The 17,330-nt window shown below is 46.1% G+C and carries 15 protein-coding genes; 6 read left to right on the plus strand and 9 right to left on the minus strand.

Features of this window, described 5'->3' with window-relative positions; all coding sequences use genetic code 11:
* Positions 1-2: 2 nt before the first annotated feature.
* The 9 genes from BUC50_RS08180 to BUC50_RS08220 all read right to left on the minus strand — a co-directional run bounded on the left by BUC50_RS08180 (position 3) and on the right by BUC50_RS08220 (position 10,612).
* The gene (locus tag BUC50_RS08180) at positions 3-2,027 is read right to left on the minus strand and encodes an NADH-quinone oxidoreductase subunit G (protein ID WP_013048935.1); all 2,025 of its coding nucleotides are present in this window, start codon (positions 2,025-2,027) and stop codon (positions 3-5) included.
* A gap of 21 nt (positions 2,028-2,048) precedes the next feature.
* Positions 2,049-3,842, minus strand: a complete 1,794-nt coding sequence (gene nuoF, locus BUC50_RS08185) for an NADH-quinone oxidoreductase subunit NuoF (RefSeq protein ID WP_013048936.1) — start codon at positions 3,840-3,842, stop codon at positions 2,049-2,051.
* 14 nt (positions 3,843-3,856) lie between these two features.
* Positions 3,857-4,225 carry a (2Fe-2S) ferredoxin domain-containing protein gene (locus tag BUC50_RS08190; RefSeq protein WP_013048937.1) on the minus strand — a complete coding sequence of 123 codons (369 nt, stop codon included), beginning with the start codon at positions 4,223-4,225 and terminating at the stop codon, positions 3,857-3,859.
* 14 nt (positions 4,226-4,239) lie between these two features.
* Positions 4,240-4,710, minus strand: a complete 471-nt coding sequence (gene nuoE / locus BUC50_RS08195) for an NADH-quinone oxidoreductase subunit NuoE (RefSeq protein WP_013048938.1) — start codon at positions 4,708-4,710, stop codon at positions 4,240-4,242.
* A 397-nt stretch (positions 4,711-5,107) separates the two neighbouring features.
* A complete protein-coding gene (locus BUC50_RS08200; protein ID WP_013048939.1) occupies positions 5,108-5,797 on the minus strand; it encodes an energy-coupling factor ABC transporter ATP-binding protein in 690 nt (229 codons plus the stop codon).
* Positions 5,794-6,507 (minus strand): ABC transporter permease, encoded by a 714-nt coding sequence (locus tag BUC50_RS08205; RefSeq protein WP_286677349.1) that lies wholly within the window; start codon positions 6,505-6,507, stop codon positions 5,794-5,796. The genes BUC50_RS08200 and BUC50_RS08205 overlap by 4 nt, the downstream gene beginning before the upstream one ends.
* A 56-nt stretch (positions 6,508-6,563) precedes the next feature.
* Complete coding sequence (locus BUC50_RS08210) at positions 6,564-7,394, minus strand: ABC transporter substrate-binding protein (RefSeq protein ID WP_013048941.1); 831 nt, start codon at positions 7,392-7,394, stop codon at positions 6,564-6,566.
* Between the two features lie 133 nt (positions 7,395-7,527).
* Entirely contained in the window at positions 7,528-8,907 is a 1,380-nt protein-coding gene (locus BUC50_RS08215) for an MATE family efflux transporter (RefSeq protein ID WP_013048942.1), read from the minus strand.
* Between the two features lie 43 nt (positions 8,908-8,950).
* Entirely contained in the window at positions 8,951-10,612 is a 1,662-nt protein-coding gene (locus tag BUC50_RS08220; RefSeq protein ID WP_013048943.1) for a phosphoenolpyruvate carboxykinase (ATP), read from the minus strand.
* 226 nt (positions 10,613-10,838) lie between these two features.
* On the opposite strand from BUC50_RS08220, the gene BUC50_RS08225 reads away from it, so the two are divergent.
* The 6 genes from BUC50_RS08225 (at position 10,839) to BUC50_RS08250 (ending at position 17,313) form a co-directional block, all read left to right on the plus strand.
* Complete coding sequence (locus BUC50_RS08225) at positions 10,839-12,875, plus strand: ribonucleoside triphosphate reductase (protein ID WP_013048944.1); 2,037 nt, start codon at positions 10,839-10,841, stop codon at positions 12,873-12,875.
* Positions 12,872-13,561 (plus strand): anaerobic ribonucleoside-triphosphate reductase activating protein, encoded by a 690-nt coding sequence (locus BUC50_RS08230; protein ID WP_013048945.1) that lies wholly within the window; start codon positions 12,872-12,874, stop codon positions 13,559-13,561. The genes BUC50_RS08225 and BUC50_RS08230 overlap by 4 nt, the downstream gene beginning before the upstream one ends.
* A 35-nt stretch (positions 13,562-13,596) precedes the next feature.
* Positions 13,597-13,749, plus strand: coding sequence for an anaerobic ribonucleoside-triphosphate reductase (gene nrdD, locus BUC50_RS08235; RefSeq protein ID WP_041459668.1), 153 nt, complete (start codon positions 13,597-13,599; stop codon positions 13,747-13,749).
* Positions 13,750-13,858: 109 nt separating this feature from the next.
* Entirely contained in the window at positions 13,859-15,397 is a 1,539-nt protein-coding gene (locus BUC50_RS08240; RefSeq protein ID WP_013048946.1) for an ABC transporter ATP-binding protein, read from the plus strand.
* A complete protein-coding gene (locus BUC50_RS08245; protein ID WP_286677350.1) occupies positions 15,394-16,449 on the plus strand; it encodes an ABC transporter permease in 1,056 nt (351 codons plus the stop codon). The genes BUC50_RS08240 and BUC50_RS08245 overlap by 4 nt, the downstream gene beginning before the upstream one ends.
* Positions 16,450-16,452: 3 nt before the next feature.
* On the plus strand, positions 16,453-17,313 hold the full coding sequence (locus BUC50_RS08250; RefSeq protein WP_013048948.1) for an ABC transporter permease: 861 nt from the start codon (positions 16,453-16,455) through the stop codon (positions 17,311-17,313).
* Positions 17,314-17,330 lie beyond the last annotated feature (17 nt).

The raw sequence follows: 17,330 nt of genomic DNA on the forward strand, positions 1-17,330 counted from the left end.
CCCTACACCTCCTCTGAAGAAACCACTTGGGCTTTATCAGGTGAAACATGTGATTTAAATACGTTTTCACAGGGCGATGCTGAAGAAGAAGTTGCCAGAGAAACGCCCATCCGTGACGCAAGATCCTGGAAAATCTTCGAAAGCCCACGAAGCCCTTCTTTTGGGGGAACAATCATGTTCATTCGGCGGCGTTCTCCCTCCAATGTGCAGAAATGACCGCTTCTCTCATACCAGGCTGGCATGGGAAGCAAAACGTCCGCCATGTTAACCAGAGGACTAACCATGTAGGGTACATGTGCTACTACAAATCTAGCCTTATTGACGGCTTCCAATGACTTGGGATCTTCCGGTACCATGCCTGTTGAACTAACATAAAGGAAATCAAGGTATTCTGTTTCAAGCCACGCTTTTTTGCCCAAAACTGTATTCCACGCACCAAGGCTATTCCCGCTCAAAACCATAGGAACAAGAGCTAATCCGTCTTCGAAGAAGCCTTGTGCCGTAATGGCCATGTTCACCGCCTCCATAACTATCTGAGGGTGTTTGGCCAGTCTTGAACCAAGAACAACAACCGGCTTTTTGGCATCAGCCAGGTATTTAGCGGCTATAGCTATTTCTTCCGGTTTCATATTGGCAAGATCCGCTACTGATGAAATTCTGTTCTCCGCATCTTCTTTTCCGGCAACCGCTTCAGTAAAGGAAACAAGGGCCCCGTGAAGGACTTCGGGAGAAATGCGGATATCCACATCGGTAATCCCTTCGAAGGGATTGTCCTTGGCCGAGAAATTGATCAGTTTGGCTCCATTTTTCACCGTAGCCACACGGATATAACTGGCAACGACAGGGGCTTCATTCTGAGGATCAGCGCCAATGACTATGATTGCATCGCTATCAAGTATGTTGTGGGCTGCTGTAAACGGTTGAACCCCCTGGCTTATAAATGGGTGAAAACCTTCTTCAAAGCCGCGAAGCACATCTCCATTGAAGCAATCGACCTTATCCATCTTCAAGGATTTGCGGAAGAAGTCAGAAAGAACTGTGAGCTCTTCATCTGTGGAAAGCCCGGATATAAGTGCTCCCGCTCTATTTGCGGCCTTGGCCCTCCCCAATTTGTCGGCAACAAGGTCAAGTGCTTCATCCCATGATACTTCTCGGAAGGTTGAACCCTCACGGACCATGGGCACAGAGAGACGTTCTCTCTCTGTAGATTCAGGAAGCCACCAGCGGCCTTTGTGGCAAAGCTGTCCGCCGTCAGGAGTATCAATTGAAGCCCCTTCGACTCTGGCAACACTTCCTGTTCTTACATAGGCTTTGATTTTGCAGCCTATGGGGCAAAGGGGGCAAATGCTTTCCACTACTTCGTCACAATCGTTACGGCGTCCACGATAGACAAAATCCCGGATTGTAATCGTTCCTGTAGGACAAACCTGAGCGCAAGCTCCGCAGGAAACACAAGTATCGCTCTCACCAAGGACTTTCCCCAGATCAGATACTACGCTGGCATTCCATCCGCGTTTTTCCAGATCAAGGGTGTGGGCTCCTACTTTCTCACCACAAACCCTGATGCAGCGAAGGCAAAGAATGCAGCGGTTATGGTCTACCTGCAGGTCTTCGTCGGAAGCGTCGTTATGAAAATCAGAATAGAGATAGGGATATCTCACTTTATCCATGCCATGCTCGATGGCAAGACGCTGCAGCTCGCAATCTCCGCTTTGGGAACAAAACATACAGAAATGGTTGCGCCCAGCAAAGAGCAGTTCAAGTATCTGCAATCTGTAGGCTCGCAGTTTTTCTGTTTGAGTATGGATCTTCATGCCGTCAGTGGCAGGAGTAGTGCAGGAGGTCAGCAGCTTGTTGCTTCCTTCCACTTCCACGACACACATACGACATGAACCTATAGCTGATATACCCTCTAAATAACAAAGGGTAGGAATATAGACATCATTTTTACGGGCTATATCAAGGATCGTATCTCCAACTGTACCCTTACAAACCTTTCCGTCAATGTTAAGAGTTATTTCGCTCATATTCGCATCCTCCCTGCCACTCTAACCTTTGATAATGGCTCCGAAGGGGCACTTTTCAAAACACGTGCCGCAACGGATACATCTCTCTGTGTCGATAGTGTATCCCGAAGCTCTGTCCCCGGGGATACAATGTACCGGGCAGTTACGGGCACACAGACCACAGCGCTTGCAAAGGTCCTGGTCGATGGAGTACTCGATTAGGGCGGAACAGACACCTGCGGGACACTTCTTGTCTTTTACGTGAGCCACATATTCATCTCTGAAATACCGCAGGGTTGTAAGTATGGGGTTAGGCGCAGTCTGTCCCAATCCGCAAAGAGACATTTCCTTAACCATAACCGCCAGATCATGAAGGGTGTCGAGATCTTCCATCGTACCCTTTCCCTCAGAGATCTTATTGAGAAGCAACAACATCTGCTTCGTTCCTTCCCGGCAAGGAGTACATTTTCCGCAAGACTCACGCTGAGTAAACTCAAGGAAGAATTTAGCAACGTCAACCATGCAGTTTTCTTCATCCATAACGACCATACCGCCGGATCCCATAATGGCGCCAACCTCTGCGAGGGATTCGTAACTTACGGGAAGATCAAGATGTTCTTCAGTGAGACATCCGCCACTTGGCCCGCCAATTTGAACGGCCTTGAACTTCTTATCATTAAGAATTCCGCCGCCTATATCGAAGATTATCTCCCTTAGGGTAATTCCCATGGGAACTTCCACAAGTCCGGTATGTTTAACCTTACCGGTCAGAGCAAAGACCTTGGTCCCCTTTGATTTTTCAGTCCCCATTGAAGCATAATGATCGCCGCCATGAAGGATAATATAAGGAATGTTTGCCCATGTTTCCACGTTGTTGATGTTCGAGGGTTTATCCCACAAACCTTTATTGGCCGGAAATGGCGGCCGGGGACGAGGCATTCCGCGCTGCCCCTCGATAGAGGCCATGAGAGCTGTCTCTTCACCACAGACAAAAGCCCCTGCCCCTTCTTTGATATGCACTATGAATGAGAAATCTGTGCCCATAATATTCTTTCCAAGAAGTCCATAGGCTTCAGCTTTCTCGATAGCAGTCTTTAAGCGCTGGATGGCCAGAGGATATTCAGCACGGCAGTATATATAGCCTTCATCTGCACCTATGGCATAGGCCCCTATCATCATTCCTTCAATGACGCAGTGGGGGTCGCCTTCCAGAATGGAGCGATCCATAAAGGCACCTGGGTCGCCTTCGTCAGCGTTGCAGATGACATATTTTTTATCCCCCTGGGCTCTGGCACAGAAGCTCCACTTCAGTCCGGTGGGAAATCCGCCGCCTCCGCGACCTCTCAATCCCGACGTTTTAACCTCTTCTATAACCTGCTCCCGGGTCATTTCAGTCAAAGCCTTGCCCAATGCTTCGTATCCATGGCGGACAATATATTCCTCAATGTTATCCGGGTTGATATAACCACAATTTTCAAGAGCAATGCGATGCTGTTTGCCATAGAAAGGAATCTCTTTATAATGGGGGACTTTAGGGGCTTCTTCTGAAACAGTATAAAGAAGTCTGGGAACGATTCGTCCTTTCAAAAGATGTTCACTTACAATTTCTTTTACGTCTTCTGCCTTTACCCGGCAGTAAAAGGTCCCTTCCGGATAGACCACCACGATTGGACCCATTTCACACATGCCATGGCAGCCTGTAGGAACGATGAGAACCTCTCTGTCAAGCTTCTGGTTTCGAAGTTCTTCACGGAATGCGTCCATCACCTCATGAGATCCACTAGAGGTACATCCTGTTCCTCCGCAGATGAGAACGTGCGAACGATAGATTGGCATCCTCACTACCCCCCTTAGTCGGCTCTGCCAATGGCCAGTTTCTCAACAATATGACCATTGACAACGTGCTCAGTGATGATGACAGGGATGTCACTGGGCTTCACATTACCGTAGGTGATACGTTTCCCGTCACGAATAACATCTACGAGAGGTTCATCCTGGCACATGCCAATGCACCCAGTCGTTTGGACATTTACTTCATTGAGTTTCCGTTTTTCTATTTCATCCATAATAGCGGTCATGATTTCTCGCGCACCGGCAGCAATACCGCACGTACCCATTCCAACAATAATAACGACTTTCCCCTCAGAACGAGCAGAGGTTAAATCCTTCGATGACTCGCGAATTTTTTTCAGTTCTTCCAGATTAGTTATTTTAGCCATTGCCGTCCTCCTTGTTATTCAAACTTTGCAAGTACTCCAGCCACCATATCAGGAGCAAGACGTCCAAAGGTCTGGCTGTCCACCATCATGACTGGGGCTAGTCCACATGCGCCAAGGCAGGCGACTGGCTCAATCGTAAACCTTAAATCATCAGTCGTCTCGTTCTCACTGACGCCGGTAAGTTCTTTCACTTTCTCAAGGATCTTGAGACTTCCGCGAACATGGCAGGCTGTTCCTCTACAAACTCGAATTACATGTCTACCTCGTGGTTTCAAATGGAACTGAGCATAAAAAGTCGCGACCCCATAAATTTCAGCTTTCGGGATCTTAAGTTCTTTGGAAATGGTTTCCATCACCTCTGGGGGAAGATACCCGAACTCATGCTGAGCTTCCTGGAGAATCGGAATAAGACCACCTTTCTTACCCTTCCAGGGCGCCACAATTTCCCGCGTTTTCTGGATCTTTTTCAACTCCACTTGTGACATGATTCCCCTCCTTGTTGTGAACTTCCATTGGTGCTTCTGGGAAGTATTTCTCAACGTTAATCACATATATATGAACGAAACTTATTACTAATCGTTATCCCTTTCACAAATTGAGGAGATAAAGTCTTTGCGTATTTTTTATACAATTTATCTCAATCCGCAAATATAGATAAAAGCCGCTCCCCTCCGAAAGCGGCTTACTCTTTTGTTTTCTAGAGGGGATACTGTTTTTATCTTCATTTAAATACCCCTCGTATGTATCCCTTAGAGGTCGTAATCAGAAAAAAAGGAGTTTTCAATTTTCACGTTCATGCTATCACATGGGCAAAGACTGTACAACCCGAAGGAAAAGTGTATATTGCGTCCATTATTCAAAAATATCGAGTCGCGTCCTGTTCTACTCGAACATAAAGAAAGGATTATTACTGCTGGATGAGGTGGAAAGCTCACCTTCTGTGAGGATAAGATGGCGATCTGACAGGCTTTTTACCCAAAGGACATCGTGGCTGACGAGGACAAGGGTGGTTCCCCACTTTTCGCGGCACATTCTGACACCCTGCTTTATAAGTTCAGCGCTTACCCTGTCGACACTGGCTGTAGGTTCATCAAGCAGCAAAACTTCCGGTTTTATAGCTAGACGACTGGCCAAAGCAACTCGCTGGGCTTCTCCTCCAGAGAGTTCATACCACTTTCTTCTTGCAAATTGACTGGGGGCCAGGCCGACAAAATATAGTGCCTCTTCCATACTTTTCATTAGCTCTTTGCCCCTTACTCCTCGGACTTTCAAACCAAAGGCCACATTTTCCCAAACAGCTCGTTTTAAAAGGTAGGTGTTCTGAAGCAAAAGGGTCACAGATCTTCTATAGTTCACTGATACGGTTTCAACACGCTCTTTTTTAAAATAGACCGTTCCTTCCGTTGGTGTTTCGAGGAAGGCAAGGATACGAAGCAAAGTACTCTTGCCGCTGCCATTTGCTCCTAAAAGACCCAATATTTCCCCCTGCCCTATTTCTAATGAAGGGATCTGGAGAACACACCGCTGACTATAAAAATGCTTTATGTTTTTTAATCGATACATAGCCTTCATGCCGCGCTCCTCCGTTTAAATTCAGCAAGAAAGAGATTGACCAATAGAACTATGAACAAGAGAACCATTCCAAGAGCTATGCCCATGGCGAACTCTCCCTTACCTGTCTCAAGGGCCATGGCCGTCGTTATACTTCGTGTATGCCATTTAATGTTTCCACCAAGCATCATAGATACGCCAACCTCAGAAATAATCCGGCTGTAGGCAGTAATAGCAGCAACAGTAACGGCATATCGAGCCTCCCACAGGGTGCTTAGAACCAACTGTTTTTTCGTTGTTCCAAGGGTAAGAAGAGTCTGACGCAGTTGTATTTCCAGGCTTTCAATAGCTGATGCTGTAAGAGCCACCACTATGGGCAACCCTAGAACAACCTGGCCTATAACAATTCCTTCAAGAGTGAACAACAGACCGAATTCGCCAAGTGGCCCCCTTCTTGATATGAGGGAATAGACCAATAGACCAACAACAACTGTAGGGAGAGCCATAAGGGTGTCCACCAGGGTTCGAATACTATTTTTCCCGGGGAAGGAAATGCTTCCAAGTAAAAATCCCGCAGGAATTCCAAGGAGAAGAGATATGAGAATAGAAAGGGAAGAGACCCTCAATGTGGTAATAACTGCTGACCATGTTTCGGCATCTCCCCTGGCAAGCAGTTGAAAGGCAGTGGCAATTCCTTGTGAAATGTAATCCATGGCAGCTGTTCCTCCCATAAAAGAAAGCGCCACCTCAGGTCAGGCAGCGCTTTTTCATCACATATTATCCTCTTTTAGCGGGCGTTGGGGAAAAAGAGCGGTTTCCCAAGCAGCGTAAAGTCTCCAATTTTTTTCTGGACTTCAGGGGAAACGATCCAGTCTATGAACTCAAGGGCCAGATCATATTTGACATTTTCACAGCGCATGGGGTTTACAGCAATGACGCTATACTGATTTCTAAGTACGGCATCTCCTTCTACGAGGATGGCGAAGGGGGAGTTTTCCTTGTTCACATCTTCGTATTTAATAAAGGTCCCCCGGTCAGTCATGGTATAGGCATTTCGTTCTGCCGCTATATTAATGGTGTTAATCATCCCCTGGCCAGTCTGGATATACCACGATTCCTTATCGGGGGCCAGCCCCGCGCCTTTCCAAAGATCCATCTCCATTATGTGGGTACCAGACTTGTCTCCTCGGCTTGCAAAAGGCGTTTCGGAGCTTGCAATCTTATTCAGGGCTTCTACTGCTTCCAACCCTTTGATTTTGGCGGGGTCAGCTTTAGGGCCGATGATGATGAAATCATTGTACATAGTTTCCCGTCGGTTCACTCCGTAACCATCTGAAACATACTTTTTTTCGGTGTCTGGAGCATGAACAAGCAAAACGTCCACATCGCCATTCTTACCAAGTTCAAGCGCCTTTCCAGTGCCAACAGCAACCCACTGCAGTTCTATTCCTGTTTCTGCTTTGAAAAGAGGAGCTAAATAATCGAGCAATCCCGTGTTGTCAGTACTGGTTGTTGTAGCCATCCTCAAAACTTGAGCATCTGCCCAGACAGCAGAGCATGAAAAAATAATTAGCGAGGCCAAAAACAACGCCATTAATCTTTTTCGCGGAATACCCATTACAATCCTGCCCCCTTGTTATTTCTCTATTAAATTTAATTATTTTTATAGAAATAACTCCGTTAAAACACCATACCACAATCCATTTTGAAACTCAATGTTAAGGATTTTAATGTTAAATTAAAAAGAATGACTACGCCTGATTCAGTTCTCCCTCAGGTTCCTCTCTAAGCATGAACCGATCGAGATCTCTGAACTCACGACGCAACAAAAAAGAAGCCAGGATCCCTCCTCCTACATCAGAAATGGGAAATGCCAGCCACACCCCATCAGTTCCCATCATAGGCGGAAGCAAAAGAATGGGGGGAATAAAGAAAAGGACATGCCTTAGCACATTGAGAAACAGACTCTGACGTCCCAGGCCCAGAGCCTGAAAAGTATAGGAAGCAACTATGGAAATTCCCGCAAAGACAACGCAGCTGTAAGAGATCATCAAACCTCTCGCCGCAAGTTTTATCAATTCAGGACTTGTAGTGTTAAAGATCATGACAAGAGGTTCTGCGAAAAAATATACCATGATAAAACTTAACGCAAAGAAGGATAAAGCCCCAAAGAGAGCCCATTTGATCGTGGCCTTCACCCGCTCTATCTGTTTCGCGCCAAAATTATAACCAATAATGGGCTGGGCTCCTTCTCCTATGCCAAGTACCGGAAGAAAAAAGAGAGAGTCAAGACTAAAAAATATACCAAGAGCAGATATGGCTATTTCCCCACCATAGATTTTCAGCGTCTGATTTAAAACTCCCAAAATAAAAGTAAAGCCCGCCTCGAGAATAAAAGGCGCCGTTCCTATTGAAATAATGCGTTTTATCACGTTTTTACGGAAACGCAAATGTATAAACCGAATTCGCAATGATCCTTTTTTTCTTGCAAAAAAAGAAACAGCCCAAAGTGCCGCGATGAGTTGAGCAACAATCGTGGCAAAAGCCGCTCCCTCAAGACCCATGTCAAATACAAGGATCATGACGGCATCGAGAACAATATTGATGCCTGCGCCTAAGAGAAGAGTCATCATGGCAAAACGGGGAGCGCCTTCTGCCCGGATAAAATAATTAAAACCAAAGCTGAAGAGTGAAAAAGGGATTCCCATAATGATAATCCGTAAATATTTCCGAGCGTGGGGCAATAAAAGGTCGGTGGCTCCGCCAAGGCGCAAAATCTCATCGAGGAAAAGCCAGCCTAATAAGAAACCCACAATACTGGCAATGGCGAGAAGGGCAATGGCGTTGCCCAAAACTATTTCAGCCCGCCGCCTCTTTTTTTCTCCAAGAGAAATTGAAATAAGGGCGGAAGACCCCACTCCTATGAGCAACCCCACCGCAATCACTGCTACCATAAAGGGGAAGGCCACCCCTATGGAGGCTATGCCTGTGGGACCCACAGCATGGCCGACGAATATGCGGTCTACTATATTATAGAGGGCATTTGCCAAAAGTCCTGTAATGGCCGGCCCTGAAAAATGAAAAAGAAGACGGGGGATTGAATCCTCCCCCATCCTTTTTGCTCTTTCCATCTTGTCCTCCTACCCAACTGATAAAAACAGGGGCCTCCGTCGATCAAGCTTCTCCCGGATATCCCAGTTCCCTTGTCATTCTCTGCAAAGCCTCAAGAGCTTCCCGGGGGAGCTTATCTACCCCTCCACGCTCCGATTCCCTTGATTTTACAAAAGCAACCCTGTCTTTTATGCGGGCAGTAATTTCTTTTTTATACTGAACATCATCAAGGTGGAGGGGAAAATCTTCCATTTCCATCACTTCTACCGCACTCAAGGCTCCTAAAGGCCTGAAAGAAACTCGCCCTTCTACAATAGATTCTAATATAGAAAGGGTATGACGGGGCTGCACTTTCTTTCCCATAAAATCTCCTGTATTCAAGATATAACAATCCACTCCACTTTCAAGCAGAGTCTTAAAGCGGCCGTAATCAACCCCTAAGGGATAGGTTCTGAAGGGGTTTGCATAGGGCTCAAACACTAGAGCGTTCGGATCAACACCAGGGGCAAGGCGCTCTGCCGTTGTTCTGCGAGTGGCTAATGTGGCCCCCATAGCGGCTCCCAGCACAGGATCAGTAATTTTGAGCACAGGGGGCATAGTAGGATCTTTCATGAGCCAGAATATAGCATCTATCGGTTCGTCAATCCGATCTACTCTTGTTGGAGACCATAATTTTGACTTGATAGCCCTCCCGTTGCCATTTCTAAGATCTTCAGTTACGGCATAGACCAAGCCGCTCTCCTTACGAACCGCACCGCAATTCTGAAGGGTAACTATAAACTTGTTATCCTCGCAATCCATTGGATAATCCTGTACTTTATCAAAATAAGAAGGTTCCAGGGCGATAGAATATCGCTCTTTCAGGTTAATGACAAAGGCATCGTCATGAAGCACTGTTATATCATAGCGATTTTCGTGGCGTGCATGGGTAATAGTGGACTTCCCTGACCCTGATAATCCAAAGACAGCTGCTACAAAAGAACGGTCTCCAGAAAGATTATACCGTTTCAATCCGCCATGGCAGGAAGCGAAACCGTTGCGGACAGCTGTTCCCCATGCCAGCGTGAGGGTTCCCTTTTTTAACTCGCCAAAATAGCGCATCCCTAAGATGGCCGCGCAATTATGTTCTGGGTCGAAAAGGGCAAGTCCTAGAGGATGATCAGGATGCTTCCAATCAGGATCAGCCAGGATATAAATATCCCCATCAAGATAGGCATGGGATTCCTTATACATTTCACTATAAATCTTATTTATATACTGGAAGTTGAGGATCCAGTTATAGAGCAAATTCTCATGACCTTCAGGAATGAGCAGATGAGCTCGAACCATAAAATCTTTTTCAAGCCCTATAACAGCTTCCGCTGCATAGAGATTCCTGTATCGGGTATGATATACCGCTTCTCGAAGTTTAGCCGCATATTCATCCAGAGACACTTCTGGGTCGCCAAGGATACGCCTGGCAGCGGCGCATCGCCCTACCACAGCTCCATCATTGAAAAGAAGGACGTTGCACCCTTTAGAAAGCCCCTGCCACTCAGGTTCATACACTGGCATGCCTGTCAGTTCGATAGTCCCGACACTTCTTTTAGCCAGCTCATAGGCCTCACGAGGTGTTGTTACATGGAGTACGTTATTGCTCAAAAATGCCGTTTCTATAGTGGTTCTAATTCTGGAAGATATCTTTCCAAAAGTTTCTTTATCGGTGTAGTTTCCTACAGTAGCCATATAAACACCCCTTAGTAGTAAAGGTTTTTCCCATCTTACAATATGCGTACGATTCCGGCCAGAAGAGAAAATGAAAAAAATAAAAAAACAATAGCCAAAACCCTACATATAGAGTTATAATATTTTTAACAACCCCATATAGCCTATATTTCCGTTTGGCTTTTTCTATGAAGGGCGGTATAATCTGAGCCCGAGTATTACCTAAAACATTAAGGAGGCCGCCAAAGTGATACGTCGCATACGAAAAAGAGATGGCCATGAAGTCCCCTTTGACGAATCCAAGATCACAACGGCTGTAATGAAAGCGGCAAAAGCTGTTGATCACCAGAACCCTATGGAAGTAGGGCAAGAAATAACTCGCCAAATTGTATCCCTTCTTGAAATTTTTTACAAAGAAGAAGGGGTGCCCACAGTAGAACAAGTACAGGACCTGGTAGAAAAAATCCTCATAGAGAAGGGTTATGCCTCTATTGCCAAGGCATATATCCTCTATCGGGAGCAGCATGCCAAAATGAGAGACACCAAAAAACTTCTTGGCAGCGCCGCTGATATGATCAACAAATATCTTGAAAAGCTAGATTGGAAAGTGAACGAGAACAGCAATATGAGCTACTCTCTCCAAGGGCTCAACAATTATATTGCTTCTGAATTAACAGCTCAATACTGGCTTCAGGAAATATATTCCCCAAGGGTGAGGGAGCGCCATATTTCAGGAGATCTGCATATTCACGATCTGAGCAATCTTTCTGTATACTGCTGCGGATGGGATCTGTATGACCTTCTTGTCAGCGGTTTCACCGGCGTTCAGACAAAAATGAGCAGCAAACCTGCTAAACACTTTAGAAGCCTGTTAGGGCAAATCGTTAATTTTTTCTATACTATGCAGGGAGAATCTGCCGGGGCTCAGGCCTTTTCTAACTTTGACACCTATCTGGCGCCGTTTATCTATTACGATGATCTGACGTATCGAGATGTGAAACAGGCTCTGCAAGAGTTCATCTTCAATCTCAATGTCCCTACGCGAGTTGGATTCCAAACTCCCTTTACAAATATCACCATGGACCTTATTCCGCCCAAAATCCTGGAAGGCCTGCCGGCAATAGTGGGAGGCAAGGCTATGAATAAGGCCTACGGCGAATTCCAGAAGGAAATGGATATGCTGAACAGGGCTTTTGCAGAGGTGATGCTTGAAGGGGATGCCACGGGAAAAGTTTTTCCTTTCCCCATTCCAACGTACAATATTACTCGAGATTTCCATTGGGATAACGATGTTCTCAACACTGTGTGGGATATGACTGCACGTTACGGCATTCCCTATTTCTCGAACTTTGTCAATTCCGATATGAGCCCTGACGACGCCCGTTCCATGTGCTGCCGATTGCGCCTTGACAACAGGGAGTTACGTAAAAGAGGCGGTGGCCTTTTTGGGTCGAACCCTATGACCGGCTCAATAGGGGTAGTAACCCTCAATATGCCTCGAACCGGCTATCTTTCGAAAAATGAAGATGACTTTATAGAACGTACCTTTGAACTTATGGATATAGCTAAAGAAAGCCTCGAAATAAAAAGAAAAGTGCTTGAGCGTCTCACTGAAGCGAATTTATACCCTTACTCTAAATTTTACCTTCGCTCCATAAAAGAAGAAACTGGAACATACTGGAACAACCATTTCAATACCGTTGGCATTAATGGAATGAATGAAGCACTGCTGAACTTTATGGGGAAAACCATTGCGGATCCGGAAGGGATGTTTTTTGCCACCCGTGTCATGACCGCTATGAGACAGCGGCTTTCAGACTTCCAGGAAGAAACGGGGAATCTTTACAATCTGGAAGCCACTCCAGCGGAAGGGACCAGCTACCGCTTTGCCCGTCTCGATAAAGAACGCTATGGAAACAGTATCTATGCAGCAAACGAAGAGAACGTAAGGCAATTAGGGGCTGACCCCTACTATACTAATTCCAGTCAATTACCAGTGGGATATACAGATGATATTTTTGAAGCCCTGGAACTCCAGGATAAACTTCAGACTCTTTATACCGGCGGAACCGTCTTTCACGGATTTCTAGGGGAAAGTATGCCGAGTGGGGAAAGCACCAAACGTTTAGTGAAAAGAATTGCTGAAAATTTTCATCTACCTTATTTCACTATCACACCAACCTTTAGCGTATGCCCAATCCACGGGTATATACCGGGGGCCCACGAATACTGTCCCTACTGTGATGCTGAAAAAGGATATATGGAAGAAGTGAAATCGCTGTGATTCTTGCAGGGATCGTTCCATCGAGCCTCATTGATTATCCCGAAAAGATTGCTGCCGTCGTTTTCACCAAAGGGTGTAACTTTCGGTGCCCTTATTGCCAGAACCCAGAGCTCGTTGAGGGAGGGGAAATAAATTTCCTCTCAGAAGAAGGCTTTTTTAATTTTCTTGAAAGAAGGATCGGGCTGCTTGACGGCGTTGTTATCACTGGAGGAGAACCTACCTTGCAGCCAGATCTTTTGCCTTTCATCGAAAAAGTGAAAAATATGGGGTTTCTCGTCAAGCTTGATACAAATGGCAGCGACCCCAAGGGACTTCAATCGTTTATTGGAAAAGACCTCGTGGATTATGTAGCTATGGATGTCAAAGCATCGCCAGAAGAATATCCTGTAACAGCAGGATATGGCGGTTCCATTGAACCAATACTTCAATCCATCGAAATACTGAAAAAGACCTCTGTGGCAATGGAATTTCGTACTACTGTGGTTCCTGGTCTTACCGACGAAGAAGAGATGGAAAAGATTGCAAGAATGATAGAAGGGGCAAGGGTTTACTACATTCAGAATTTCAGGTCTTACAGAACCCTATCTGAAGAGTTCTCAAAAGAAAGAAGCTTCTCTCTTCATGAACTGAGTCGATTCAAGAAAATAGCAGAAAAATATGTAGCTTTTGTAGGAGTCAGAAACTAGAAAGCGTCTTACCCTTTTAAAGGAGGCTGTAAATGATGAGTGAAGAAAAACGGACTAAATGTGAAGTATACTCGCGGGTTGTGGGTTTTTTAACCCCAATATCACAATGGAATAAAGGAAAAAGAGAGGAATTCAAAGATAGAAAGACCTTCGACACCCTCCTCAAAAAAGATGAGATTACCGTTTAAGCCGCCATATGGCGGCTTTTTTACATCCCCATTCTTGAACCTATTAAAATCGTGTTACAATAATATTGTCTTTTAAAAAATATTTCCCACCAGAAGTGGAGGGGACATGATGCCGTCGCTATGGATTTCCCGCCTTACCAAAACCTTCGGAACACTCAGAGCGGTCGATGATTTCTCTTTAGAAATTGCCAGTGGCACTGTCCATTCTCTTGTTGGCGAAAACGGAGCGGGGAAATCGACTGTAGTGAAATGCGTCTATGGACTTTACAGTCCCACTGCAGGAAAGTTCAAGATCGATAATAAAATCCTCACTATAAAAACCCCGCGAGACGCAATGAAATATGGAATTGGAATGGTCCATCAGCACTTTATGCTTGTTCCGTCCCTCCCTGTCTATAAGAACGTAGTTCTTGGAGATGAACCCACCACCAGGGGGCTTATCTTCAATCACCATGGCGCAATAGAGGCCGTAAGACACCTTTCTGCTCAATACGGGCTAAATATAGATCCTCTCGCCCCCGTCCACTCATTGCCAGTGGGAATACAGCAGCGTGTGGAAATACTGAAACTTCTTTACAGAAAAGCTGAAATTCTCATTTTTGACGAGCCCACTGCCGTTCTTTCTCCCCGAGAGATAGAAGGGCTTTTTTCTATTATCAGAGAGTTTCGCAAGGCGGGGAAAACGATTATTTTCATTGCACACAACCTCAACGAAGTGCTCGCTGTTTCCGATGTTATTACCGTTATGAGAAAGGGGAAACATATTGCGACCCTCCCTCGCTCAGAGGCCACTTCCGAGGAACTTGCCTCTCTTATGGTAGGCCGCAGCGTCCATATACCGGTACTTGAAGAAACTCCTTCCAGGGAGCTCAAGCCTTTTTTAGAAATGACCCGTTTGACCGTCTCCGGGGACAGGGGCAAGGATGTGGTCAAAAACCTCACCCTTACTGTCCATAGAGGGGAAATTGTTGGAATTGCGGGCATTACTGGAAATGGGCAAAGTGAGCTGGAAGAAGCTATTTCCGGTCTTCGGTTTGTAAAAGAGGGACAACTCTTAATGGGCAAACGGGACATAACACATTTACCACCTCTAAAACGGCGGAAACTTGGACTTGCCTATATCCCGGAAGATCGCATAAAGACAGGGCTTGCCCCCCTCGCTTCCTTAAAAGACAACGCCCTTTTAGGCTATCAATACAAACCGCCCTTCTTAAAAAGGAACTTCTTTCAAAACTTTCGATCCATCAGAGAATTCGCCCTTCATCTTATGGAACGCTATAACATTATGGCGGCAAGTGAAAATATACAGGCAGGAACTCTCTCCGGCGGGAATATGCAACGCCTTGTAATGGCAAGGGAACTTGAACAGCAGCCGGATTTCCTCCTCGTATCCCAACCGACCAGAGGAGTGGATATTGGGGGTATCTCCTTTATCCATGACAGACTTCTCTCCTTAAGAAGAGCTGGGAAAGCCATTCTGATGATCTCTGCGGATCTCGACGAAATCCTTTCTCTCAGCGACAGAATAGCAGTTATGAACAGGGGAGAGATCGTAGCCGTTCTGCCCCGCAAAGAAGCCTCCCGCAACCTTGTCGGACGCCTTATGCTGGAGGGTTCCTTTGTCCGCGGAAAGGAGGCGTCATCATGATCCTTTTTTCAAAAGACTGGCTGATACGTTATCGGGATCAGTGCATTATCCTTGTGTCCTTCGGCTTGAGCCTTCTTATTGGCGCCGTGCTCATTTCCTGTTATGGAGCAAACCCTATGGAAGCCTACAGGGAAATGATCATTGGGGCCTTAGGAGATACCGGCGCGCTTTTAGCAACCCTGGCCAGGGCCGTTCCCCTCATACTTTCCACCATGAGCATCGCTGTTGCTTTTTATGGAGGGATGTGGAATATCGGCGCCGAGGGACAGCTGTTTCTGGGAGCCTTTGCCGCTGCTTTTGCAGGCATAGAGTTTGGCGGGCTTCCTGGCTTTATTCTTATTCCTCTTGGCCTCGCGGCTGGAATAGGAACCGCGGTTTTGTGGGCATGGATCCCAGGGAAACTCCATCTTGATCAAGGCCTCAATATTGTCGTTCTCACTATAATGCTTAATTCTATAGCAATTCTCTTTACTACATATTTGGCCACCGGTCCCTACGCTGGCGAAAGGACAAGTGCAGGAAGCACTGAAAAAATTGCGGAAGCCATGCGTTTCTCTCATTTTCAGGTTTTTGGAACCCTCAATACAGGTATCTATGTAGCACTTGGGGCAGTTCTTATTGTAACTGTGCTCATGGATTTATCTGTATGGGGCTACGATTGGCGCTGCTCCCGAATGAACACACGCTTTGCCAAATACGGAGGGATAGATGTTCGAAATCGTCAGATGGCAGCAATGCTTTTGAGCGGGGCCCTCGCCGGTCTGGCTGGATCTCTTCTCGTTATGGGAGATCACTACCGTTTCCTCATTAATATTTCTCCAGGGTATACGTGGACAGGCATGATCCTGGCTATGATGGTCACATACTCCCCTATCGGAGGGATTCTCGCGGCTTTTGTTTATTCAATCATGAGTTCCGGAGCCCTTCAGATGGAACTCGTCACAGACATTCCTCAGGAACTTGTTTCAATCATTGTCTGCTGCGCCGTGCTTTTTGTAACTGCCGGAATCTCGGTAGCTAATCGCCTGGCAAACAGGATCAGGGAGGATTAAGCCATGTTTGACTTTCTCAGAGCTACCATCAGGATGTCAACGCCGCTGTTCCTCACTGCCCTCGGCGGAACATGGACTCGGCAAACTGGGGTTTTGAACATAAGCCAGGAAGGGGCTATGCTCATCTCGTCTTTTTTTGCCGTCCTTGGCAATTACTTCTTTCAAAGCTGGATTGCCGGCGTTCTCTCAGGTATGGCGGCGGGACTTATTTTTAATATGCTTTTTGCCTTGCTTTGTGTTTTTCTCAGGGCTAATATATGGGTAGTTGGTATGACCCTCAACATACTGGCAGACAGCCTTTCAATTCTTCTCATGAAGAGCGTCTTTCACGTAAAAGGCGGCTTTCGGGATCCGCGGATGGTACGTATTCCTGACATTTCGTTGCCCTACATAGGAAATTTTTCCCTCCTTATCCTCCTGGCAGCTATTCTCTTTTTTATATTCTGGTTCGTTGATTTTAAAACAGTCTTCGGGATGCGTCTTAAAGCGGCAGGAGAAAATGAAGAAGCCCTTTCAGCTGCGGGGATTTCTCCCGTCAGCCTTCGTTTTAAGGCTTTGGCCATTAATGGAATCATGGTGGGATTGGCTGGCGCATTTCTTTCTACATCCTATTTGGTTGCCTTTGTAAGCGGTATGAGCGCTGGACGGGGATGGCTCGCTGTAGCGGCTGTAATCTTTGGTGACGGCAATCTTCTCTGGTCCATTGTAGGGGTTTTTCTCTTCGGGGCTGCTCAAGCCGCGGGAATAGAGCTTCAATCCTTTGGATTCTCAAGCCATCTCGCCCTTATGCTTCCTTATATTCTGGTTATTATAGCCCTTGTCTTCAAGAACTGGAAAGGGGTGAAACTGGCTAAAAAAGCCTGATTCCAAATATATATAGA

It is taken from the genome of Aminobacterium sp. EBM-42 (genome assembly GCF_001896635.1).
Lineage (GTDB): Bacteria > Synergistota > Synergistia > Synergistales > Aminobacteriaceae > Aminobacterium > Aminobacterium colombiense.